Annotated in this window: 25 protein-coding genes and 1 tRNA gene; 1 reads left to right on the top strand and 25 read right to left on the bottom strand. The window is 40.3% G+C overall.

What is annotated here, in order from left to right:
- The 15 genes from WC955_08360 to WC955_08290 form a co-directional block, all read right to left on the bottom strand.
- The coding region (locus WC955_08360; GenBank protein MFA5859066.1) for a polyribonucleotide nucleotidyltransferase at positions 1 to 1,152 on the bottom strand (1,152 nt) is incomplete at its 3' end.
- Between the two features lie 51 nt (positions 1,153 to 1,203).
- Positions 1,204 to 1,473, bottom strand: coding sequence for a 30S ribosomal protein S15 (gene rpsO / locus WC955_08355; GenBank protein MFA5859065.1), 270 nt, complete (start codon positions 1,471 to 1,473; stop codon positions 1,204 to 1,206).
- A gap of 61 nt (positions 1,474 to 1,534) precedes the next feature.
- Positions 1,535 to 2,419 (bottom strand): riboflavin biosynthesis protein RibF, encoded by an 885-nt coding sequence (gene ribF / locus WC955_08350; GenBank protein MFA5859064.1) that lies wholly within the window; start codon positions 2,417 to 2,419, stop codon positions 1,535 to 1,537.
- Positions 2,419 to 3,384 carry a bifunctional oligoribonuclease/PAP phosphatase NrnA gene (locus WC955_08345; protein ID MFA5859063.1) on the bottom strand — a complete coding sequence of 322 codons (966 nt, stop codon included), beginning with the start codon at positions 3,382 to 3,384 and terminating at the stop codon, positions 2,419 to 2,421. The genes ribF and WC955_08345 overlap by 1 nt, the downstream gene beginning before the upstream one ends.
- Positions 3,385 to 3,396: 12 nt before the next feature.
- Positions 3,397 to 3,837, bottom strand: coding sequence for a 30S ribosome-binding factor RbfA (gene rbfA, locus WC955_08340; GenBank protein MFA5859062.1), 441 nt, complete (start codon positions 3,835 to 3,837; stop codon positions 3,397 to 3,399).
- Between the two features lie 19 nt (positions 3,838 to 3,856).
- Entirely contained in the window at positions 3,857 to 6,067 is a 2,211-nt protein-coding gene (gene infB, locus WC955_08335; protein MFA5859061.1) for a translation initiation factor IF-2, read from the bottom strand.
- A gap of 28 nt (positions 6,068 to 6,095) precedes the next feature.
- Positions 6,096 to 7,241, bottom strand: a complete 1,146-nt coding sequence (gene nusA / locus WC955_08330; GenBank protein MFA5859060.1) for a transcription termination factor NusA — start codon at positions 7,239 to 7,241, stop codon at positions 6,096 to 6,098.
- 26 nt (positions 7,242 to 7,267) lie between these two features.
- Positions 7,268 to 7,726: a ribosome maturation factor RimP gene (rimP, locus tag WC955_08325; GenBank protein ID MFA5859059.1), complete on the bottom strand. Its 459-nt coding sequence runs from the start codon at positions 7,724 to 7,726 to the stop codon at positions 7,268 to 7,270.
- Between the two features lie 136 nt (positions 7,727 to 7,862).
- Positions 7,863 to 8,861 carry a GHMP kinase gene (locus tag WC955_08320; GenBank protein ID MFA5859058.1) on the bottom strand — a complete coding sequence of 333 codons (999 nt, stop codon included), beginning with the start codon at positions 8,859 to 8,861 and terminating at the stop codon, positions 7,863 to 7,865.
- Positions 8,852 to 9,730 (bottom strand): sugar phosphate nucleotidyltransferase, encoded by an 879-nt coding sequence (locus WC955_08315; GenBank protein MFA5859057.1) that lies wholly within the window; start codon positions 9,728 to 9,730, stop codon positions 8,852 to 8,854. The genes WC955_08320 and WC955_08315 overlap by 10 nt, the downstream gene beginning before the upstream one ends.
- Positions 9,731 to 9,886: 156 nt before the next feature.
- A complete protein-coding gene (locus tag WC955_08310; protein MFA5859056.1) occupies positions 9,887 to 11,260 on the bottom strand; it encodes a tetratricopeptide repeat protein in 1,374 nt (457 codons plus the stop codon).
- Positions 11,261 to 11,462: 202 nt separating this feature from the next.
- Positions 11,463 to 12,374, bottom strand: coding sequence for a hypothetical protein (locus tag WC955_08305; GenBank protein ID MFA5859055.1), 912 nt, complete (start codon positions 12,372 to 12,374; stop codon positions 11,463 to 11,465).
- An 84-nt stretch (positions 12,375 to 12,458) separates the two neighbouring features.
- Entirely contained in the window at positions 12,459 to 14,165 is a 1,707-nt protein-coding gene (locus WC955_08300) for a proline--tRNA ligase (protein MFA5859054.1), read from the bottom strand.
- 38 nt (positions 14,166 to 14,203) lie between these two features.
- Positions 14,204 to 15,205 (bottom strand): hydroxyacid dehydrogenase, encoded by a 1,002-nt coding sequence (locus WC955_08295; protein ID MFA5859053.1) that lies wholly within the window; start codon positions 15,203 to 15,205, stop codon positions 14,204 to 14,206.
- A gap of 11 nt (positions 15,206 to 15,216) precedes the next feature.
- Positions 15,217 to 16,032 carry a sugar phosphate isomerase/epimerase family protein gene (locus WC955_08290; protein ID MFA5859052.1) on the bottom strand — a complete coding sequence of 272 codons (816 nt, stop codon included), beginning with the start codon at positions 16,030 to 16,032 and terminating at the stop codon, positions 15,217 to 15,219.
- A gap of 182 nt (positions 16,033 to 16,214) precedes the next feature.
- Between WC955_08290 and WC955_08285 the strand changes: the two genes are divergently transcribed.
- Positions 16,215 to 16,298: transfer RNA gene (locus WC955_08285), tRNA-Leu, on the top strand.
- A 13-nt stretch (positions 16,299 to 16,311) separates the two neighbouring features.
- Here the strand turns inward: WC955_08285 and galE are convergent.
- From galE to WC955_08235, 10 genes are all read right to left on the bottom strand, one after another.
- Positions 16,312 to 17,310: a UDP-glucose 4-epimerase GalE gene (gene galE, locus WC955_08280; protein ID MFA5859051.1), complete on the bottom strand. Its 999-nt coding sequence runs from the start codon at positions 17,308 to 17,310 to the stop codon at positions 16,312 to 16,314.
- Positions 17,311 to 17,342: 32 nt separating this feature from the next.
- The gene (locus WC955_08275; protein MFA5859050.1) at positions 17,343 to 18,818 is read right to left on the bottom strand and encodes an Rne/Rng family ribonuclease; all 1,476 of its coding nucleotides are present in this window, start codon (positions 18,816 to 18,818) and stop codon (positions 17,343 to 17,345) included.
- A 36-nt stretch (positions 18,819 to 18,854) separates the two neighbouring features.
- A complete protein-coding gene (locus WC955_08270; GenBank protein ID MFA5859049.1) occupies positions 18,855 to 19,451 on the bottom strand; it encodes a biotin transporter BioY in 597 nt (198 codons plus the stop codon).
- 23 nt (positions 19,452 to 19,474) lie between these two features.
- Positions 19,475 to 20,017 (bottom strand): DUF4416 family protein, encoded by a 543-nt coding sequence (locus WC955_08265; GenBank protein ID MFA5859048.1) that lies wholly within the window; start codon positions 20,015 to 20,017, stop codon positions 19,475 to 19,477.
- Positions 20,018 to 20,023: 6 nt separating this feature from the next.
- The gene (gene aroC / locus WC955_08260; protein ID MFA5859047.1) at positions 20,024 to 21,184 is read right to left on the bottom strand and encodes a chorismate synthase; all 1,161 of its coding nucleotides are present in this window, start codon (positions 21,182 to 21,184) and stop codon (positions 20,024 to 20,026) included.
- 12 nt (positions 21,185 to 21,196) lie between these two features.
- Entirely contained in the window at positions 21,197 to 22,057 is an 861-nt protein-coding gene (locus tag WC955_08255) for a shikimate dehydrogenase (GenBank protein ID MFA5859046.1), read from the bottom strand.
- Between the two features lie 10 nt (positions 22,058 to 22,067).
- Positions 22,068 to 22,586 carry a hypothetical protein gene (locus WC955_08250; protein MFA5859045.1) on the bottom strand — a complete coding sequence of 173 codons (519 nt, stop codon included), beginning with the start codon at positions 22,584 to 22,586 and terminating at the stop codon, positions 22,068 to 22,070.
- 7 nt (positions 22,587 to 22,593) lie between these two features.
- Positions 22,594 to 23,067 (bottom strand): N-acetyltransferase, encoded by a 474-nt coding sequence (locus WC955_08245; protein MFA5859044.1) that lies wholly within the window; start codon positions 23,065 to 23,067, stop codon positions 22,594 to 22,596.
- A 50-nt stretch (positions 23,068 to 23,117) separates the two neighbouring features.
- A complete protein-coding gene (locus WC955_08240) occupies positions 23,118 to 24,323 on the bottom strand; it encodes a peptidoglycan DD-metalloendopeptidase family protein (protein ID MFA5859043.1) in 1,206 nt (401 codons plus the stop codon).
- Positions 24,320 to 24,968 (bottom strand): glycosyltransferase family 9 protein (locus tag WC955_08235; protein MFA5859042.1); only part of this gene is annotated, 649 nt, incomplete at its 5' end. The genes WC955_08240 and WC955_08235, both read right to left, overlap by 4 nt.

Here is a 24,968-nt window from a genome sequence, read left to right as displayed (position 1 = left end):
GAAATTGTAATGCAACAAGAAATGTTCTTTATACTCACCTGCGAGTTCGTCCATTATCTGCATATCATCCGGAGTACCAAGTGTCACTGTAGCCAACGCCTGAGTATTACCCCGAGTGAACAACGCAGAACCATGTGTCCTCGGCAATACACCGATTGCGCAGGTAATATTTCTTAATTCATCCGGCTTTCTGCCGTCAAGACGAACACGGGTATCAATAATTTTTTTTCTAGCTTTTTTATGGTACTCTTCGAAAAACACAACGTCAAACGCTTTAATTTTTTCCGGTGTATCAAGCACTATCTGCCCGGCAGACGTTGTTTTTACGGTATTAAGTTTTTCAGAAAACTCTTTTTTATCAGTAACACTCTGTTTCAAAAAATCATCAAGCAACGGATTGATTACTAATTTAGCCTTATTCTCAAACTCCTGATACTCAGGGTTAGGCTGCATCTCAGGATATTCCTTAACTACAACATTCCCAACGATCTGTTTCTGAAATTCAACCATACGATTAATTTCTTGTTGGGCAAGTTCAAACACTTTAGATACAACTTCTTCACTTGCTTCAGCAGCACCACCTTCAATCATCATAACACTGTCCTTAGTACCAGACACTATGATATCAAGCTCAAGTTTATCAGTCTGTTCCATTGAAGGATTGACTATATATTCGCCATTAAGAACTCCAATCCTTACTGCCGCTACCGGTCCCGCAAAAGGTACACCAGAAAGCATTGATGCAACGGACGCGCCAATTATCAACATAACATCCGAATCATTCACAAGATCGGCAGACAATAATGAACATGCTACCTGTATATCCCTCTTAAAATTACTGGGGAACAATGGCCTTATGGTACGGTCAGTTAATCGGCTGAATAAAACTTCACGTTCTCTTGGTTTCCCTTCACGTTTAAAAAAACCGCCCGGGATTTTTCCCGCAGCATACGTGCGTTCACGATAATCAACGGTTAATGGCAAACAATCACCGCCACCAAAACCTTCACTTATCCTATTACCTACGCATACTGTCGCTAAAATAACAGTATCCCCATATCTTACCCACGCACTACCCGCAGCTTGTTTCGCAACATAATCCGTTGTTATGCTAAACTTCCGCCCACCAAAATCTGTTTCAAATACTTGCATTATAAATTAACCTAAATCTTCCCTTTTGTTTTAACAAAAATAAATTCCTAATTACTTTCTCAAACCAAGCTTATCCACTAAGCTTTTATACTGATCATAATCATCTTTTCTAAGATAATTCAACAACCTTCTCCTCTGCCCTACAAGTTTCAATAACCCGCGGCGGGTTGCAAAATCGTTTTTTCTTGCCTTAAGGTGTTCAGTAAGATAATTAATCCGTTCCGTAATCAATGCTACCTGCACTGCGGAAGAACCGGTATCCTTTTCATGCACACGATATTTCCCCACAATGCCGCTCTTCACTTCTTTTGTCATGACCATTTACAATCTACCTCCATGTAAATATATACTTAAATTGTTTATTATACAAAAACGCACAGACTTATGCAAAAACTTTTTTGTTCTGTAATACCACTTTTGCGTTGTTTACATCCCTCCCGATTTGCAGAACTAATGCATCAACACTATCAAACTTTTTTTCAGCCCTTAACTTCTTGATAAATTCTAGTTTTACCTTAGACCCGTAAATTTGTTTATTACTATCCAATAAGTACACTTCAACTGTTACTTTTTCATTATTTCCTATATTAAACGTTGGGCGGTATCCTATATTCACTACTCCTTTATAACGCATCCCGTTTATTTCAATAAATACCGCATATATCCCATATGGTACAAGCTGCCCATTTTCAATCTTAACATTTGCGGTAGGATACCCGATCCTGCGTCCTATATGACGTCCATGAACTATAACTCCTTCAACCGAATAATACCGTCTAAGTAATTTCGCAGGGAGTAATGTCTCACCATCAGAAATTAGTTTACGGATATACGTTGAAGACACTATATGATTTCCTGCCTTTAATAACGGTACCGAAATAATTTTATATCCATAAAGTTTCCCTAACCGTTTTAACAATACAACATCACCGCTACGGTTTGCTCCAAACCTGAAATTCTTACCCACTACCACAACTCCAGCATTAAGTTTCTTCAACAAAACCGCCTTAACAAATTTTTCCGGCGACAATCTTCTTAATCCTGCATAACTCAATTCCACAACTTTCATACCATATAAACGTAACAACTTCGTTTTTTGCGTTTTTGTAGACAATAATGAGCCCTTATCTGAAGGTAAATCCGTAATTACAACAGCTGTAGGGAGATACTCTAATTTATTCGCAACCTTTTTTGCATTATCTGCAAGTAATCTATGTCCAATATGAAACCCGTCAAAATCACCTATAGCAACAACCTTGCGCTCCATCAGGAATATGCCTTTAACTCTGAAAGAATAACTCTCTTTGCTTTCTCAATCCCACCAATAATAGTACACCCGCTTGCGCGTAAGTGTCCCCCGCCTCCGAACTTCCTGGCTATTTTGTTCACATTAATTTCCCCAAACGATCTGAAACTGACTTTTGTATGATTCGGCACTTCAGTATCATAAAACAACATACTAACCTCGATCCCTGGTATCAACAATCCATAATCAACAAATTCTTCAGTATCCTCCAATGACGTCCCCGTAGTTTTCAGCATCCCGCGGTCAACATGCTGGTAAACAACTTTACCGTTAGATACGATTTTCATTGTTGCAAGTGCTAACGACAACAATTTCAGGGTATTAACCTTTTTTGTGGCATACACATTACGGAATATTTCATTTGGACAGACCCCGGCTTTTACAAGATCCGACGCTATCCTTAACGCCTGCCAGGTAGCATTTGATTGCTGAAACCTGCCAGTGTCCGTTACAATTCCCGTATACAAACATTTAGATTCATACAAAGTAACCCCGTTTCCTCTTGAACGAATAAGCTCATATATCTGCACAGCACTCGCAGCCGCATCGCTATCCACCCAGTTGATATCGCCGTAGATACCGTTAAAAATATGGTGGTCAATATTTATTGAAGTACCAACTGATGCAAGGTCAAGTATCCCACCTGAGCGTTCAACACTGCTGCATTCCAGGAAGAAACCGATATCGAATTTACCTTTTACCACGGCATTTGTCTGATGAATAACTTTTTTTGCATTAAGGAAATCATACCCGTTCGGCACTTTTTCTTTGGAGTAAACACAAACCTTTTTCCCCATGCGTTTAAGCCAAGAACTCAATGCGAGTTCTGACCCGATAGTATCGCCATCAGGTTTAGCATGCGCAGTAATAACAAACGTGCGGGATGACCTTATTTTTTCTAAGACAAGACGAACGACATTCTTCATTTTTTTTGCGTACTACAAGCGTTTCCTATCCCTCTTCTGCCGGCGTATTTTCTTACTCCCGCTATCGGGTTCTTGACCTTTACCTGCGGTATGGATATCAGAATCTTTTGTCTTTAACTGCTGAAGAATCGCTCCAATTCTCGCAGCTTTCTCCGCAGTATCGTCATAATAGAACAATATTTCAGGAACTAACCTTAAAACAAGCCCTTCCGCTATCTCATGACGTATATATGACACCGCACGGTTAAGTACCACACCCGCAGCTTTTTTTGCATTATCATCCCCAAAAACAGAATAATAAACTTTTGCGATACGCAGATCATCAGTTAATTTAACTTCTGTGATAGTCGTTATCCCTAGTTCAGGATCCTTAAGATGCTGAATTATTTCTGATATCTTATGATGTAACAACTCCCCAACCCGCTGCGACCTTTTATATGAATAATTTGGCATTTCTCACAACCCCGTTTTATTAACTTAGATCTGCAGTCTGTTGCGTTTTTTTCTCGGTAAACACTTCAATAACATCATTTTCCTTTATATCCTGATACCGTTCTAGAGTTATCCCGCACTCATGCCCGCGTTCCATTTCTTTAACATCTTCCTTCTCATGACGTAACGTTTCAATCCGCGTATTGGCTATAACGGTATTATCCCGGACAAGACGCGCTTTATTCCCTCGTACAACTTTTCCTTCGATCACCTCGCAGCCAGCAACGATCCCAACTTTAGTGATCCTGAAAACCTTCTTTATCCTAACTTTTCCGGTTACCACTTCTTCGATCTTAGGCCCAAGAACGCCTCCGATCGCTTTCTCAAGGTCATCTTTTAATTCATAAATCGTATTATACGTACGAACATCAATATCTTCCTCACGTGCTAGTTCGGCCACACCGGTATCCGCACGTATATTAAACCCGATAACAATAGCATCAGACGCTGATGCTAATAAACAGTCCGATTGTTTGATACTCCCGATTCCCGCATGAATAACAGTCAGTTTTACTTCAGGATGCGAAAACTTGTCTATCATATCCTTCAATGCTTCCATTGAGCCACGAACATCAGTTTTTAGGACAACCCTTAATTCCGCGAGTTTACCTTCTCCAATCTTCTGATGGAGCACATCCAGGCTTATATGTTTTTTCTTCAACCGTTCAGTGCGCTGTATCTCCTGCCGGCGTTCAGATATATGTTTTGACTCACGTTCATCCGCAACCACCACGAACTTATCTCCCAATTGCGGGGTATAGGTAAACCCTAAAACCTCAACCGGAGTTGAAGGCCCGGCTTTACTCAACAACCGTCCTTTATCGTCAATTAAAGCACGTACTTTACCGTTAGTTAATCCTGCAATAAAAGAGTCACCTTTATTAAGAGTACCTTTTTGTATCAAAATTGTGGATAACGGCCCTTTCTTCGGATCCAACCGCGCTTCAATCACAACACCCCGCGCTAAAGTTGCGGGATTAGCTTTTAACTCACGTATTTCTGCTTCCAACAGTATTCTATCGAGTAACTGGTCAAGGTTAGTTCCTATTTTTGCAGAAACTTCAATACATCCTACTTTACCACCGTATTCTTCTATAATAAGATTCTGCCGGGTAAGTTCTTCTTTCACTCTCCGCGGATCAGCACCTGGGAGGTCGATTTTATTTACCGCAACTATGATAGGAACATTAGCAGCTTTTGCATGGTCGATAGCCTCGATAGTCTGAGGCATTACTCCATCATCTGCGGCAACTACAAGAATTACAAGGTCAGTAACTTGCGCGCCACGCGCACGCATCGCTGTAAATGCTTCATGTCCAGGTGTATCAAGAAAAACAATCTCGCCTTTCTCTGTTACCACCCTATATGCTCCTATATGCTGCGTTATCCCGCCGTACTCTTTCTCAGCAATTTTACTTTTGCGTATAGCATCAAGTAACGACGTTTTCCCGTGGTCTACATGCCCCATGATTGTCACCACGGGTGACCGCGGAACCATTTTTCTTGGGTCATCCTTTTCTTCTTCCTGCGCGAGAACTTCATCACCGTATAACGGTATAAATTTTACTTCATACCCATAATCACTTGCTAGTATTGTAATAATATCAGGGTCAATCCTCTGATTTATTCCCGCCTTAACTTTTAAGGACATAAGTTTGATCAACAATTCACCAGGCGATTTCTTCATTAATTCCGCAAGCTTCCCAACAGTAACAAACTCATTAACCGAAATTACGGGTTTATCTTCAATAGGTACAGTAACAGGAAGAACCGGAATAACCGGTGCCACGACTACCGGCGGAGTTATCTTTGGTTCAGGAACAACAGGTTTTGGAGTGACAACAACTTTTATTTCAGGCACTACAGCAACAGGTTTCTTAGGCTCTACCTTAACAACCGGTGTAACCGTTTTTTGTTGAACAAAAGGTTTAGATATAACCTTTGACGGAACAACAACAGGTACCTTAGCAACCGCTGTTTTCTTAACCTTTTTTACTTTTACATCACTTACAGCAGAAGGTACTGCGGAGGAAACAATACCGGCAACTTTAGCCCGTGGCTTAACAACCTTCTTTTTTTTGATAGCTGTTATCGCCGAAGCTGGTTTATTCGTCTTCTTTACCTTCTTAACTTTTTCTTTACTCTCTTTATTGATATTCTCACTATCAGCACTCTTCTTTTTTGTCGCCATTATTTTTTATTCTCCTGAAACAATTTATTTATTCTTTTGGTTTTTCCGGTTCAGCACTCACTTCAGAAGCACCGGTTTCTGCTACTGCAGGGACCACATCCTTTTTTTCAATCTTTCCCTCAATCTCCTTTTTCTTTTCTTCCGGCGATTTTATATCCAGATGCCATTTAGTAAGTTTTGCTGCAAGCATTACATTTTGCCCTTTTTTCCCGATTGCCAAAGACAACTGGTCTTCTGACACAATAACTTCCGCGCGTTTACCTACTTCATCGAGAATAATAACTTTCTCAATCTTAGCAGGAGACAGTGCAGACGTAATATTTTTTACAGGATCATCATTCCACGCAATTAAGTCTATACGTTCACCATGAAGTTCGTCGATGATAGGCTTCACGCGGGAACCCTTGACTCCTACGCATGCCCCTACAGGATCGACTTTTTTGTTATGAGAAATAACAGCCAATTTTGTACGTTCCCCGGGTTCACGTACGATCTCAACGATTTCAACAGTCTTATCCGCGAGTTCCGGTACTTCCTGTTCAAACAATAATTTTACAAATACCGGGCTGCACCGGGTAAGAAGTATACGTGCACCTTTTTGGTCTTTATCCACTTTTAATACCATTGCACGGATACGATCGCCGTTTTTAAACTTCTCACGCATGACCTGTTCTTTAGGCGGGATAATCGCTTCAACTTTTCCAAGTTCAACGACATAACTCCCGCTGACAATCCTGTGGATAAAACCGTTTACTAACTGCTCTTCTCTGCCCTTATATTCCTGGTACACATTAGATTTTTCTACTTCCCTGATTTTTTGGAGAATAACCTGTTTCGCGGTTTGCGCTGCAATCCTAGAAAAATCCGTGGTGTCTACCTTCAACTTAACCGTACCCCCCAATTCAACTTTTGGATCATACTTTTTTGCAGCATCAACGGTTAATTCAAGGCTGCTATCCACAACTTTTTCAACTACTGTTTTGATCATATACGCTTCCAGCATTCCGGTTTCAAGGTCAACCACAGCTTCCAGGTTACCCTTAAAATTTGAGTGTTTACGAAACGCAGACACCAATGCACCTTCTATCATTTGAATAAGTTCCTGTGTTTTTACGCCTTTATCGCGTTCTATCTGTTCTAACACCGGCAACAAATCACTTGTAAATTTTGTCATAATATCAACCCTTCACCAATAATTCTTTAAATATCAACTACTTTACGCGCGCTGCTGATCTGTGCAAGTTTTAGTTCAACACTCTTCCCGTCATTCCGTAAAACTGTCAATTTATCCTCAACAACATTCTCAATCTTACCAATAAACGCTTTCTCTCCTTCAATCTGTTCAAACAGTTTGAACCTCACTTGACTACCTCTAACGTTTTCAAAATCTTTAATAGTCTTCAGCAACCTATCAATACCGGGAGATGATACTTCCAACACATAATGTTCCGGTAACCATATTTCAAGTTCGTACAATTCACCGACGGCATTACTCACCAATGCGCAATCTTCAACACTAATACCTATACCGGGTTTATCTATAAACAACCGTACAACCCAGCGTTTACCTTCTTTCTTATATTGCAATTCTACTAGTTCATACCCCAACTTCACTACAGCACTGCTGGTAATCTCTTGCAACTTGTCTTTATTACTCATATCCTCCAAAAACCCCTATAGAAAAACAAAAAGTGGCGCAAATATTTTTTGTCTTGCCACTTTTGACATTCTTTATTTAACTATTAAATATATTACTATACTATGAAATGGATTGTCAATAACAAAATGAGTTGGTTTATACTATACTCGGTATAAACGTCTTACACCCGATCTCACTTAATTTACGGTAAAGTTTGCGGAGCATATATTCATCTCGATAAGTACCCACAATTGCACCGCCAGAACCTGCAAACTTTGCATGCGCGCCACACTTCCGCGCGGTTTCTACCATCTCTATGTTTTTTGTATCAATACTAAATATCTTCCGTCTGGTATCAAAATTTTCATCCATCAACGGCCCAATAGCATCACGTTTCCCGGCAAGCAACAACTTGTATGTTTCATAAGATAACAACGCAAATTTCTTCATTGCGTTAATAACATCCGTATCTCCACGGAGATATCGTTCTCTTACGTTATTATGTACAACATCCGATATTTCACCAAAATCTGTACGGTAGGATATAAAAAGATTAGGCAATAGCCTTGGATTCAACTGTTTATATCTCCCATACCCGTACCTATCCATATACTTCTTATCGAAATCCATATAAACCAGCCCTTCATACACCTGGCATACACGATCCTGAAGGCCGGCGGTAATACGCAACTCATTATTCTCGACTGATAGTATCAGGTTGGGCAAAATATTTTTTGGTATTGCTATACCATAAAACTCCATTAATCCCCGAATTGTTGCAGTAACGATTGCACTTGACCCTGCAAGCCCCACTTGTCTTGGAATATTAGAATCATAACGTATTGAAAAATTTCGATCACGCAGCTTAATATTTCGTTTTTCGCAGTACTCATAGAACTTTTTTATTGCCGCTTTCACCAGCCTCAGCCCGCCGTAGTATCCGCTGAGTTTAACATCCTCCACCAGATCTTCTATGCAATTAAACCTACACTTATCCTGTTGGCTAAGAATAATTTCAACCTCCGGCCAGTCGTACAACACAACCTTTGCGGAAAAGTTTTTTACAATCAACGATATTGTCTTCCCGTTATATCCGTCAGACGGATTGCCGATAAGCCCTGCCCGCGCGTATGCTTGCGCCCTAATTATCTGCATACAATACGTTTAACCTTCTTCTTAACACTCTCCCCAAACTCAGGATCGGAAAGTATAAACTCTAGCACGGTTTCAAAATAACTTTCAAAATTGCCGATATCATAGCGTTTCTCTCCGGGATTAAGTTTAACACCATATACCTTCATCCCCTGATGTATCATCATTCTTATAGCATCTGTGATCTGTATTTCCCCGCGTTTATCCGGTACAACTTTTCTTATAAACCCGAATATATTCGGGGAAAACACATATCGCGCTGCAATCGCTAGATTACTTGGCGCTTCAGCTACTGCAGGTTTCTCTACAACATCGGACAACTGAAACACTTTACCACTTGTCGCAGGTTTTGCTATACCGTAAAAACAAACTTCAGATTTATTGACCTCTTCAAATGCGATAACGCAGTCCGCTGCTTTATCAACAAAACAATCAGTAAGTTTCTTTACTACTTTTGAGTTTGCATGCAAGCCAATAATCGAATCACCAAGAGCTACCACAAACGGCTGGTTGCTAACATATTCTTCAGACTGCAGTATTGCATCCCCCAACCCTTTGGGTTGACGTTGGCGTGTATAAAAATATTTTACATCAAGTTTTTCATACTCAAGCGAAGACAACAACTCCTCTTTCCCTGTCTCGCGTAATCCGCGTATAAGCTCGTTATCCGCATCAAAATGGTTTTCAATTGATGTTTTATTACGTCCTGTGACGAATAGAATATTGGTAATCCCCGACTTCTCAAGTTCTTCCACTACGTACTGCACTACAGGTTTCCGTCCGACGGGCAACATTTCTTTTGGCTGCGATTTTGTTGCGGGTAATAACCGTGTCCCAATCCCCGCTACAGGAACTACTGCAAGATTTATCATTTTCACCCCTCAACTAAAGCTTGATATACTTCAAGATCCTCATCAAATAAAAATAGATAAAATTTATTCTATCAAATATACCCCAAATTTTGTTTAAAATTACTGTTTTTTAAATGTGTTTATATAGAGCGCACCGAAAAAACACTATTATCTTGATCATTCATTACTTATCGACCGCAATCTCTGTAATATATTAATGCATTCATCCTCTTTTCCCAGTTCTTTATACGTTGAAACGATCTCGTATTCAAGGTCAGGGATAATCCTGCCGTTCATTTTTTCACGTATCAAAAGAAGTATATTTAATCGTTTCACAAATTGTTTTGTTTTTAAGTATACGATTGAAAGGTTGGAATACGCCTGCCACTCTTCAGGAGACAACTCTATAGCCTTAACAAAACATTCTTCCGCTAACCCCCACTCACCGGACTTCAAATAGTAAATACCAAGATTATTCTGTGCTTTCCCCGACCACGGCGATTGTTGTACAGTTTTAGTAAAAAACGCTTTTTCTGTCCGCCAATCATCCGACCTGGCTAAGATGATAGAAGCATAAAATATTATCACAATCCCGGTAGCTGCAATCAAAACTATACGGTTCTTTAAAGCACGTATAAACACATACGCAATTATGAAACAATACCCTACAACCGACAAGTACAAATACCTTTCCCCCATCGGATGAGTGACCACCGCGAATACTATATTTAATGCCGGTAATAAAGTAAACACTGGCCATATCAGCATAAATGACAATCTGCGGTTTTTCATGTAAAAATAATATATTAGTATAAGTATTAACGTTAACACACAAATACCAGCTAAAAACTGCCAGGCAAAAACTGATGTGATAACTGGTATATTTATCAGTACTGACAGATTTGTCGGTAGAATTAATAGTTTGATATACTTAACAATCACAAAACAAATACTTAATGTATTACTAATAACATTATCACCGATATAACTTGCGGAATACGGAGGAGCCATGAGCCAGAATCTGACGACCAAATACAATATTGTTACCCAAATGTAACGCGCAAAAATCTGTTTTACAGATTCCCGCACTTTTTTTCCAGGATAAAATAACCAGTCGTGTACAATAAGCAACGGGATAAACATCAACGCGGTTTCTTTTGAGAATAATGCCAGTAAGTATGATAAAACTGATATTATACGCTTCACCGTGACTTTGTTATCTTTACCGTCAATAATATACAGATAAAATGCAAGTAGAAAGAACAGTCCTAATAACAAGTTTTCGTTATGAGTAACCACATACATTATTTCGCTATGAACAGGATGAGCAGCAAAAAACAGTGCGGTTAAAACAGCTAGCAGCTGTGATGAATACAGTTGTTGTATAACAAGAAATACCATAAACGATACCATCAAGTGTAACACAGGATTAATAACTCTATGCCACCGCAAATGCCCATCCCATAGCAAGAAATTTATGAAATACGATAAAGTAGCGACCGGCCGGTAACTACGTTCTGTAGTAATCGGGAAATATTGTTTAGTAATCAAGATTCTAGTATTTTCTATATGAGAAAACAAAGGTATGTTCTGGATATAGAATGGAACGTCATCCCACACAAATGGGTTGTCTATAATATTTCCATACAACAAAAATATTATGCTAAATAATAATACAACTACACCAATTCTTGCATGACTTGACATATTAGAAAACAACTTATTTCCATTTAAAACAGTTAATAATATTGCCCTATTTATCAGTGATATTACTTTCTTCAACTAACATAACCATTTTTTGTTTGAATTCAGGATGACAATCGCAGTAAAGAATATCTTCTGATTTAATTCTATAGTCTCCCTGTTTTTCGGTAAGTACCGCATCGTTTTTTTCAGGATCCCACACCATAACTTTTTGTCCACGCCATACGCGGAAAACATCCTTAATTCCATCGATATCACCGGTTACCCAGAGCCAGAACATTAACCCGTGATTCTCATGATTGTTGCCTAACAACAACTGTTTCGCATAATACCCTGTATTTGCCTTATCTTCCGGAGTAAGATCTTTCCATGTTTTTCCAGTCGGTATTTTACAGAGAACCGAATCAGACCACTTCCCCTGCCCGATCTCGCGTTTGACATACGCTTCAAGCCAAAAATAGTTTTGTATCCCGTAAGGGGATCGTTTCCCGTACTTCGTATACGAATTTTGGATATAATCCGCAATCATCTTAGCCTGGATTTCAGGATTTGCAATGAGATATTCGACAGTCTGGCGTACTGTCCAGTTTTGTTTAACACCATAAGGAATACCATAAACGTTTTTAATATTTGTTGTCGTCAATTGCCATGGACCGACAGTCGTTTGTCCGATAAGATCCAATGTTTCCTCCGCAGTTGTTGTCCCCCACCGTTTTTCATGAGGACGGTTAAACAATACTCCGCCTTCTTTCAAAGCTTCCGCCCAGAGATCTTCAATTCCAACAAGATTCCATTTTCCTTGTCCGTAACCCCACTTTAACGCGTTATATGCGGTAGTAAGCACAATCTTCCCGCCTTCACCTTGTTCTTTACCCATATTAAACATTATAGCGTTATACTTAAGGGTAAGAATCTCGATACGCTTATCCGCTGAAATATCAGTATTTTTTATGTTGTTCATACCACATCCTTCAATACTAAACATCAATACTAATATAAAAACCAGGCATTTTATATGCTTATGAAATACTTTGTTAAAAAACAACTACTTCCTCCCTAAAGCAATACACCGTTTTACCGCTTCATCAATACCCACTATTTCTGACTTCTCCGTGGTACGAAGTTTGTATTCCACAGAATTATTATTTGCTAATGTACGATCGCTTACGGTCACACGAATCGGGAAACCGATAAGGTCAGAATCCTTGAACTTAACCCCTGCACGTTCATCCCGATCATCGAGGATTACGTCAATTCCCGCAACAGTCAATTCATCATAAATCTTATCCGCCACCTCTTTTTGTGTTCCTGTATATGAAACCGGCACGATATTCACAACGTATGGCGCAAGAGGTATTGGCCAGATGATACCGTTATTATCATTTCCCTGTTCAATCGCTGCAGCAACCATCCGTGTAACACCTATACCATAACAACCCATTACAAAATGTTTTGGCGCACCGGCAGTATCGAGAAATGTTGCATTCATAGACTTTGAATATTTGTAACCAAGCTTAAACGTATGCCCAACTTCAATCCCGCGGCAAAACTGCAAATCCTTCCCGCACCGCGCACATTTATCCCCGTGTACAACCTTACGGATATCCACGACATTATCCGGGGTGAAGTCACGCCCGGGATTAAGATTCTTTACGTGGTAATCCGTCTTATTCGCTCCGGTAATACCGTTGATTATAGACATAACAGAATAGTCTGCGATAATCTGTACCTTTTCCTTTAACCCAACAGGCCCTGCGAAACCTACCTTCGCACCAGTAAGTTTTTGTATTAATTCCGGTTGCGCAAGCTCAACCGCCGCGGTGTTAAGCACCTGCCCGAGCTTAGACTCATTAATTTCATAGTCCCCGCGTACCAACGCGAGTACCGGTTTTCCGTCAGCAACGTATATCATGGATTTAATAAACTTTACCGTTGGTGCGGACATAAACTTCCCAACAGCACTTACGGTATGCACCCCAGGCGTATTTATTTCCTCGAGTATCAACTGTGTTTCTTTATTCTCTCCACTTTCAACTGCCTTGCATTCCGCTTTCTCAGTATTTGCACTGTACCCGCACTCGCAGTACACAATTTCTTCCTCCCCTGTTTGAGCAAGCACCATAAACTCATGCGAAAAACTACCCCCGATTGCTCCGGAAGCAGCTTCTACTGCGCGAAAATTAACCCCGCAACGTCCGCAGATACGTTTATACGCGTCATACGCGCGGACATAATACTTCTCCGCACACTCTTCATCTGCGTGGAATGAATACGCGTCCTTCATCACAAACTCACGTGCGCGCATTACACCGAACCGCGGACGTATTTCATCACGAAACTTCGTTCCGAACTGGTACAACATCAACGGCAGTTCACGATACGACTTTACCTCACGGCGGACAAGATCGGTGATAACTTCTTCGTGTGTTGGACCAAGGCAAAAATCGTTATCCTTCCTGTCCCTCAGACGAAACAACTCTTTCCCATAAATACCCCAACGCCCGGTTTCCTCCCACAACGTTTTAGGAAGAAGAATAGGTAATACAACTTCCTGCCCGTCAATGCTATTCATTTCCTCACGCACAATTTGTTCAACTTTCTTTACTGCGCGTAAGCCCAGCGGCAACCATTCATAAAGACCCGCTCCGAGTTTACGGATAAGGCCAGCTCGAAGCATAAGTTTTGCTGATACAGTATCCGCCTCAGAAGGCACCTCGCGCATGGTTTTGATAAACACTTTAGTAAATTTCATTTTATACACTATCCCTTCACAAATACATATTCAAAAGGTCATGCTCTAAAAATAATCTCTTCTTGAGAGAGCTCGTTTCTAAGTTTTTCCCCTGCAACATACCTTTTTATTTCCCCAACTACAGCTTCACCAAACCGGAAACATTCTCCGGCAAACGAACCTGCGATATGAGGGGTTAGAATACAGTTTGGCAGTGTATAGAACGGATGTCCTTCTACAGGAGGTTCTGGAAATGTAACATCCAGCATCGCGGTTATACGCCCGGTTTTGAGTTCAGCGACAAGATCATCTTCATTAACCAACGCACCACGGGCTATATTAATAAACACACTATTATCTTTCATTAACTTAAGATTGGATTTATTTATCATACCTTTATTCTTTGGTTTATTTGGTGCACAGAGAACAACGACATCCGCTTGCGACATCAATTCCTCAATTGTGCATTTGGTGACACCCATCCCGCGGGCTTGTTCCGGAGTGATATGGTTTGACTGTACAAGTATATCAACCTCAAAATTCTTCAGCAGTTTTACCAACCTCCGCCCGATATGCCCAAGGCTGAGTATTCCTACTTTTGTTTTATAATACCCTTTTGCATAATCCCCTGTTTTCTTCCATGCAAGTTTACCTTTAGCATGAATTTCATGGTTAAAATGAAACACACCTTTCAATCCTATAAGTACCATCCCAAGAGCGAACTCCGATACTGGCTGCCCGTTGATATCAGCGTTTGATGCTACTCTTATATCTGTACGGGTAGACTTCCACAGTCCCTGGACTGACCCTGCGGTATGAAATACAATTTTGAGTTTCTTAGCCAAAGCCAACATTTCATCAGTTAATGCCAAACTACCCCACCCGGTGATCACAGCTTCGGCATCAACTATGTTGTTTTTCACATACTCTGCGTTATACCCATCAGCAGGAGGAGGGCATCCTAAAAGTTCAGCTACTTCAGACATAGCTTTAACAACTTCTGCTGAGAAACTGATATCAAACGTTTTCTTAGGCATACTAAAAAACACTTTTGGTTTCATAAAAATTCACCTTATCTGATAATTTTCTTTATATAATCAAGTTCGGCTTTAATAATAACCCGCGGGTCAGAAGTTTCATACCCTGACTTTGGCATGAATTCGAGCATAAACGCGCCGGTATATCCCGACTCACGCACAAATTTGCCTAATCCCGAATAATCAATTACCCCAGACCCCAGCGGCGCAGATACATGTTGTCCGTTAGCAATTTTATAGTTCTGCAGATGACAATGTCCGCTTACCGGTAAAAGAAGTTTCATATCCTGGCCCATCTTTGTTTTATAATCCTCTTCAGTGAACGGGTACGGCGGCTGGTAGTTAAGTTTACAATTCTTACGTCCAACTCTCTCTAATAATTTCAATGGTACGTCATGCCATCCATTTGTAATCGTATTATTATGGCGTTCAATAACAATTGTTATCCCTTCAATCGCAGCTTTATCACAACTACGCTGCAGAAACTTTATTACAGTATCAATTTCCTGTTCGCTACTATCGACAAAATTATGTATCCCCGCCCATAACCTGATAATTTTGGCGTTAAACATTATGGCAACCCGGATTTCATTCTCAATACTCACATCAATACTGTTGTTATTGACAATTTTTAATCCGTTAAGGTATGAACCTAATACAACAATTTCGATATTATTAGTATCGCACAACGGTTTAACTTTATTTACAATATCATCACTTACCGGATACGCCACATGTGGCGGGCGTGACCACAACTCTACGCATTCCGCTCCGCAATCCGCTGCAATTTTGATAACTTCATCCACATTCTTGTCTTTGAAAGCAATCGTACACAACCCAACTTTGTTCATAATTTCTTTTCTAGTAATAAAGGGAAATAGATATTCTTACCCGCTGTATCTTAAATCACCGATATCCTATAATCCCCCTTTTTCTGTATCTATAAGACTTTTTCAAATATATATTTCAACTAATAATATTTACCAATAATTTGACTTTTCTTCCACCCTGAAGTAGAATAGACTATACATCAGGGCAGATGGCGGAATTGGCATACGCGCAGGCCTCAGGAGTCTGTGACTGAAAAGTCGTGCGGGTTCAACTCCCGCTCTGCCCATTTTTTTCAGTACTTAATCCTCATACCCTTTTGGATGCTGTTTATGCCACGCCCAAGCTGTTTCCAATACTTTCCGTACGTCCCCGAACCTCGGATTCCACCCAAGCTCTTTCTTTATTTTATCCGCCCCAGCGATTAATACCGCCGGATCACCCTCACGGCGCGGGCTATACTCTACCGGAATTTTTCTTCCGGTAACATCCTGAGCGATATTAACAATTTCTTTCACTGAAAACCCGTTGCCGTTCCCCAGATTATACTTTGCTGAGACACCGGTTTCTAACTTCTTCAAACCAATAATATGTGCCTGCGCAAGGTCTGTTACATGAATATAATCCCGCACACAGGTACCGTCTTTTGTAGGATAATCATTCCCGAATATTGAAACTTTATCACGTTGTCCAAGAGCTACCTGTAAAACTATCGGAATGATATGTGTTTCTGGTTTATGATCTTCACCGATTTTTGCAGATTCATGCGCACCCGCTGCATTAAAATATCTCAACGCGACAAACTTAATGCCATACGCATAGTCGTACCATTTAAGTATTTTTTCAAACATGAGTTTAGTATCGCCATAAGTGTTAGTAGGATCCATGTTATTACTTTCCGTGATCGGTACTTTTTCAGGTTCACCAAACACCGCTGCGGTTGATGAAAATATAAGTTTTTTTACATCATGTTTCACCATAGCATTTGCAAGATTAATACTCGCCGTAATATTCTGGCGAACATATTTTTGCGGATCCTTCATTGACTCACCCACTGCACAGGATGCTGCAAAATGAAATACCGCGTATATACTAAATTTCTCGAATACAGCATTTATATCAGCATCATTCAAGAGGTCACCCTGTACGAACTTATCTGTGAGTATCGCTTTTCTATGGCCTTCAGACAAATTGTCGAATACAACAACCTCGTACCCTAAATCCATCAATTCCTTAACAGTATGACTGCCTATATACCCCGCCCCTCCGGTTACAAGTATTGTTTTTACACTACTACTCACAAGTGAGATCCTCCTTTATATAAAACACCTTATTAGTTTATCATTATACGGTAATCATGCCATACAATCGCAGGTTCGTTCATTATCTTTACTTCAGCTTTTGTGTACTTCTCAAGCTCCGGCAGCCGTGATTTAAAATATTCAAATAAATCCAGAGCTACAGTAATCTCAACCTTAACCCCGTGCCCTCTTCTCCGAACCACATTAACTATATCTTCCATAACTTTTGTGAACATCTCAGATTTTGATAATACCCGTCCCGCACCGGAACAATGCCTGCATTCTTCCGTTACCATACTGGTATTGGACTCGCGTTTACGTTGACGCGCAATCTCAATCAATCCTAATGAGTTAAATGGAAGAATATCAAGTTTTGCTTTATCATTCTTCAATGCATTTTCGAGCTTATGATAAACAGTGTTACGGTTCTCACGTTTTCTAAGATCTATAAAATCAATAACGATAATCCCACCGTGATTCCTTAACCTAATTTGCCGCGCAATTTCTTCCGCTGCTTCAATATTTGTCACTAATGCGGTATCCTCCGGCAACCCTGTCCCTTTACCACGCGAACTTCCGGAATTAACATCAATCGCGCATAATGATTCTGTCTGCTGAATAATCAGGTACCCGCCTGATTTAAGTTTGACATACGGATTTGCAAGCGCTGCGATTTCTTTATTAACCTCAAACATCTCAAACAAAGGTTTATGCTCGTTATACAACCTTACCCGCCCCTTAAGCTCGTCATCAAAATGAGATACGTAATCAATAACATTCTCATATTGCTTATCATCATCCACCAGCACATTCTCAATCTGTGAACTAGGCGTATCCCTTAGAACTTGTAATACAATATCCACATTTTTGTAGAGTACTGACGGTGCAGGTGCGTTACCCGCACGGGCCTGAATAGTTTTCCATACCCTCGTTAGGTACCGCAGGTCATCCTTAAAATCTTTTAACCCCTGCCCTTCTCCTTCGGTACGTATAATTATCGTCCCGCAATCCGGCAGAATTGGCTCAACAATTTCCTTCAACCTCTTACGTTCCGCGTTATTCATAATTCTTTGCGAAACATAAACATTCCGTTCTTCAGTCGGCATATATACAACATACCGGCCTGGAAGGCTTATTTTTTCTGATACCTTAGCGCCTTTTTCGCTTATTGGATCTTTTGTTACCTGTACAACCACTTCCTTATTTTTCGGCATCCGATTTTCTATACGGTGAGACGTAATCCTTTTTTTCTGCCCGAAAAACCCGGTCACAGTGTCTACGGTATCATTAGAACTAAGATACACATTTTTACCAACACCAATATTAATAAACGCAGACTGCAGTGATACAAGAACATTTACAACTTTACCTTTATAAATATTCCCGACAAAACCCCGTGTTGTTTCGTTATCAATATAAAACTCTACCAACTTATCATTTTCAAACACGGCAACCCGTGTTTCATCCATCACCGTACTAACCAAAATTTTTTTCTTAACTTCTACCATTATTTCCCTTAACCTTTATTACCCTATCTTTGAAATTCACCAAAACCATCTCCTAAAACGCTGTTCTTGTGTAACAAACACAACTGTAGCTAGCGTTAATTTAAACAAATCACCGGGTATAAACGGAACAAACCCTTTCATAACCGCATCAGCAACAGTAAACTTCATCCCAACCACCAACCACACAGTCCCGCAGATTAGAATGAGGGAAGAGGTAAGAACAAAAGTCAATAATGCTGTTGATATTTTCACATTTTTACCATTCCCTAATATCAATCCATTAAAAACTGATGCTAGCAAGAACCCGAATAAATATCCTACGGTTGGCCCTGTCGCCATCCACACAGCCCCGGCTTTTGCACCGGAAAATACCGGCAGCCCGATACAACCGAGCATGAGGTAGCATATCTGCGACACCACTCCATTCACCGGTCCGAGGACCGCACCGGAAAGCGTTACAAAAAACGTTTGTAACGTTACTGGCACCGGTGTAAATGGCAGCGGTATATAAACGTACGCACCGATAACTGTCCCTGCGGCAAACAACGCAATACCGATTCCCTGCCGAGCCACTCTGCTAAACGCCAGTTCCGCTGTAAACACACCCACAACTTTTTTTGTTAATTCTACCATTTTAACAAACTCCGTATCCTTTCTTAAACAACCTTGTTTCTACTTACCTGTTCACTATACAACTCGCGTATTTTCAAAAAAATAGTGTTATACTCTTCCGTTTTATAATCCGGATAGGTCCATCCAAACGGTACGAACATACCTTTATGATACTGTAACGTAACCTCCGCAAATACCTGTTCGCCTATGTACAACCTATGCGCAAAATCTTTAGTTGATGCTAAAACAAGTTTTGCATAATCAATATATCCAGGATCAATGTTTATCCTCCGCTTTTTTGTTGACTCACTCAAGAACAACGATTCTACTTTGTTTGTATCAACCTTTATACGCGCTAACTGTCCCGGACTCATAAGATTATTAAAACTTACAAACCTTCGATACACAACCTTCCCAAGCTCGTCTTCATAATAATTTGTATGCTTAAAGTCCATTATCCCAGACCTGTAATCCACGTTACCATACAGTTTAACCAATAATGGTTCGGCTTTATCAAACAATTCAACTTCACCGGTCAGCATACCGGTAAACAACTTCACCGGCCCAGGATCCTTCAGCATACCCATATAACACTACAATCTCTCAACACTTTTCTTATAACTACTAAAATTCGCAATTATTTCCTTAACAGTATCGCCTCCAAACTTCTCACATATTTCCTGAGCCAACGCACATGCCAGCATAGCTTCACCTACCACTGAAGCAGCAGGTACTGCGCAGACATCAGACCTAACCTTTGCAGCAAAAACTTTTTTCTTGGACTTAACATCCACTGATACCAAAGGCCGTACTAACGACGGGATTGGCTTCATCACGGCATGAATAACAATATGTTCACCATTTGTAATCCCGCCTTCGACACCACCGGCATTATTTGTTTTACGATAATATTTTTTTGTATCACTATAATATATCTCGTCATGCACTTTTGAACCCGGCATTGCTGCCATAGCAAATCCCGCGCCAAACTCTACACCTTTCACCGCGGGAATTGACATTACCGCCCGTGCAATACTTCCATCCAACCTTTTATCCCACTGAGCATGACTCCCAAGCCCGGGAGGAACATTTAACGCAGCGACAGTAAACTTACCACCTATGGTATCCCCATTTACTGCAGCATCCTGTATCACTCTAACCATTCTTTGTTCCGCATGTTTATCAGGGCATCTTAACGGTGACGTTTCAGATATAACAGCAGCTTTTGAATAATCCAACTTCATCCCTCTGATTTTTTCAGGACCGATTTGTTCGACAAAACTCACAACTTTAATACCTATGATACTCAATATTTTTTTAAATACCGTTCCAGCCGCAACCCTTGCAGCAGTTTCCCTTGCTGATGCGCGTTCCAAAATATCGCGAATATCCTTCCGTCCATACTTCATAATCCCGGCAAGGTCTGCATGCCCGGGCCTCGGCGCGGTTTCCAGTTTAACTTCTCTACAATCCTCTTCACGCGAACTCATAACCTTTGTCCAGTTTAACCAATCACGGTTTTCAATCAACAATGCCACCGGTGAGGATATAGTTTCACCAAACCTTACCCCCGCAATAATTCTTGCGTGGTCACGTTCAATCGCCATACGTTTACCCCGACCAAACCCTTTTTGCCGGCGGTTGAGTTCCAGATCAATATCTTCTTCCTTAATTCTTAACCCCGCAGGAACGCCGTCTATTATTACTACCAGCCCGTATCCATGAGACTCACCTGCGGTAATAAATCTTAACATAAATAATCTTAATTACCTTTTTTCTGTAAGTTTTTTTAACAACATTTTTTTCATCAGTTCAACAGGCGCTTTCTTGCCAGTCCATATCTCAAATGCCCGCGCACCTTGCAATACCAGCATATCCGCACCATTCATACACTTAACCCCGCGATCCCGCGCGTGCTCCAATAACTCAGTTTCGCGGTTATAAATCACGTCGTATACAAACAATCTATCATGAATAAAATTTTTATCAATAGGGCAACAATCCCCATGTTTCATCCCCACTGGCGTGGCGTTAACAAACAACTGGCATTCCTTGATACACTCTTTTATCTCATGCCCGTTATTATGAACCACTTTTAAGTCAGCTCTAGGAAAGAAATACTTCACTTGCGCAGCAAAACTGCGTGCCCGTGCGTTATTTATATCCGAAATAAACAGGCGTTCAACCTTTTCTTTCACCAACCCATAAACTACTGCCCTCGCAGCGCCGCCACTACCCAAAACAAACACACTTTTTTCCCGTGGTTCAAACCCGCCGATATCCTTTAAAGACGTTATAAAACCGTAAATATCCGTGTTATAACCCACCAATTTACCATCTTTATTATGTATGGTATTAACCGCACGTATATGCTTAGCGCTTTCATCCAGTTTATCAAGGAATCGCACAACAGTTTCTTTATGCGGAATTGTAACATTAATCCCGATAATCCCATACGAACGGATAGCTTTTATTGCGCGTTCCACTTCCGCAGGATTGACTTCAAAAGGAACGTACACAAAGTCTAACTCCGACTCCTGCAACGCAGCATTATGCATTACAGGACTCATTGAATGTTCGATAGGATAACCTATTACACCAACAACTTTTGTCTTTCCTGTAATCATAAAAAATACCTTATTTATTTCCTTCTTTATTCACTCTACTACCTACCCTATGTGTCCTTAAAAGCTCTATCAACTCCTTATTTTTAGGATCAAGTTTAAGTACCTGCAACCAAATCTTTACTCCCTGCTGACGCTCTCCTTTGAGATAGTGCGCCATACCTACCTTAATCAGCGCCTTAACATTCTTAGGATCTTCCCGTAGAATTTCATTACAGAAAGTCAATGCATCATCATATTGCTGAGCATAAATCAACTGGCTTGCTTTATACAACAACACTTCATTTTGTGTCAATCCGGGAATTCCAATATTTTTCTCAGAAACTAATCCAACAAAACCGGAATAAGCCAGTAATATCGCCAGTAGGATTAATAAAGCCCCGGCCTTCCTGCGGTTCTTCACAATATACGCGTCATTAAACAAATACTTTTTCGCAAACTCGTTAATTTTAATAATAAAATTTGGGAAAAAATAATAACCCGTGCCAATCAATAACAAGACCAGCGCAACTAATAATTTTACGATCTCCATTCACCGTTTACCTGTAACTTAAATTTTTCTTCAACACTTTCATCACCGCAACTTCACCGCAATTCGGGAAAAACTCGCAGTTAATACATTCCGTCCACACCTTATGCGGCAATAAATCCTTTTTTATCCTTCGAAACCCGAGCTTTACAAAAAATTTTGGTTTATAAGTTAATGCAAAAACTTTTTGTACCCCAAGCTGTTTTGCTTCAATAAGAAGTTTAGTCAATAACTTCTTCCCTAACCCTTTTCTCACAAACTCAGGAGCAACCGCCATAGACTTAACTTCCGCAAGATCTTCCCAACTTATATGCAACGCCCCGCAGGCAATAACCTTATCTCCCTGTATTACGACATAGAACTCACGCACATTCTCATAAAGTTCACTCAATGCGCGGGGTAACATTTCACGTTTTTGCGCATAAAAATTTACTAGCGCATGAATTTGTTTTATATCCTTTATGTTAGCTTTCCTAAATTCCATAACTCTATTCTTCCCTTCAATACATTTATTCACAGAATATATTATACCAATTATTCCAACTTCTTAATTGTTTTGTCATTTTCCAGTAATTGACACAACCCCTGCCATTTTTGGCGTTCAATCTCAAACTCCTGCATTTTTTCTGAAGAGATAGACCTAGCCGGAGGTATCTTAAGTTTCAGGAAATTAATAAGTTTCCCGTTCTGCATTATCCGAAAATCAAGGTGTGGTCCTGTAGACAATCCTGTTGTTCCAACATACCCAATAACCTGTCCTTGTTTCACCCTGTTCCCTGACCTTACATTCCCCGGAATCCTTGCAAAATGGCAGTATGATGACGTATAAACAGAATTATGTTTTACTACAACTGTCTTCCCTCCCTGTCCACGCCAACCAGCATGAGTTATAAAACCATCACCTATTGATACCACAGGCGTTCCTTGCGGTGCGGCATAATCTATCCCGAGATGCGGGCGGTAGTATCTTAGAATCGGGTGAAACCGCGCTTTTGAAAAATATGATGATATCCTTCGATAATTCAATGGCGCACGGAGGAACGCACGGCGTAATGATTTACCTTTAGGATCATAATAACTATCCATAAACCGTACAGCCGTGCAATCCCCGGCAGTTAAACCATTATACTGTGCGTATAAAACTTTACCATCAACCTTTTTTCCGTCATCACTTTCGTATCGTTCCCAAATAATAACGTAACTATCCCCTTTTCGCGGTTCCGTAAAAAAATCTATATTCCAAGCAAAAATATCATCCGCAAAAACAATAATTTGTTCCGGAGGTACACTTTGCGCGGACATTGATTCCCATAAAGAATTATTCAACCGTCCTTTAACTCCGACAATCCTCCGTTGCATTGTCAGCTTTGTTTTACTTGAAGAAAACACTCCCGTTGTACTTTTGATAATACGGTAAATATCAAGATTATTAACATACTCGAACCCTATTAGCGTACTATACGTAGTCCTGACAATCTTATACGTGTCACCCGGACGCGAGGATGATAGTCTATAAATCTTACCCAATTCCTTAAGAGCAAGCACTGTATCACGTTCATTCACCTTCTCACGTTTAAGTATTGTATACAACAAATCACCAGACACAACAGTTCCCGTTGAAATTTCAATCCCGGGTTTACCAAATTGTGTTATATTAACAATATTAACTACTGCCTTACTAAATGACAGAACCACTGCCGTAATAACAATTATAACAAACCCTTGAACAACTTTTTTCATTTCAATACACCTGCAAACATTTTCTCTACTTCTTCAACAACTTCACCCGGTGATATTTTATCCATACAAACATTATTCTTACAATTTGGACGTATTCCGCAAGGTGAACATTTCATTTTATTATAGATTACGCTCTTTTTCCCATCACCATACAAACCAGTCTTTAATGGATTACTCGGCCCGTATAACCCTATCGTAGGAATGTTATACCCCATAGCGATATGAACCGCAGCAGTATCACTACCTATTACAACATTACAACGCGATAATACCGCAGCAAACTGAGTTAACCCGGTAAGCCCTACTGTACTCACTACCTCCGGGCATTCGCGTAACAATACCTGTTCATTCCCTGCCTGATTCTTATCACCGAGTAATATCACATTATACTTTTGTATTAACACCTTCGCAGTTTCAACAATTTTATTCACAGCCCATTGTTTTTGAGGTACACCCGCACCCAGTATTATTCCAATATTTTTTTGACCAGGCTTCACACCTTTTTTATTTAATACGCAAGTCACCCATTCATTATCTTCCGCAATAACTCTTAAATCATATCCCGGCTTTGACACATCCGCACCGATTTTTCTAGCAAGCGCTAATCCACGCTCAACTGCATGTACCGCCGGGCCATCTTTACTA

The sequence above is a fragment of the Elusimicrobiota bacterium genome (assembly GCA_041658405.1).
Lineage (GTDB): Bacteria > Elusimicrobiota > UBA5214 > JBBAAG01 > JBBAAG01 > JBBAAG01.
The sequence above is the reverse complement of the archived record's forward strand: the minus strand, read 5'-3'. Positions and strand labels throughout refer to the sequence as shown.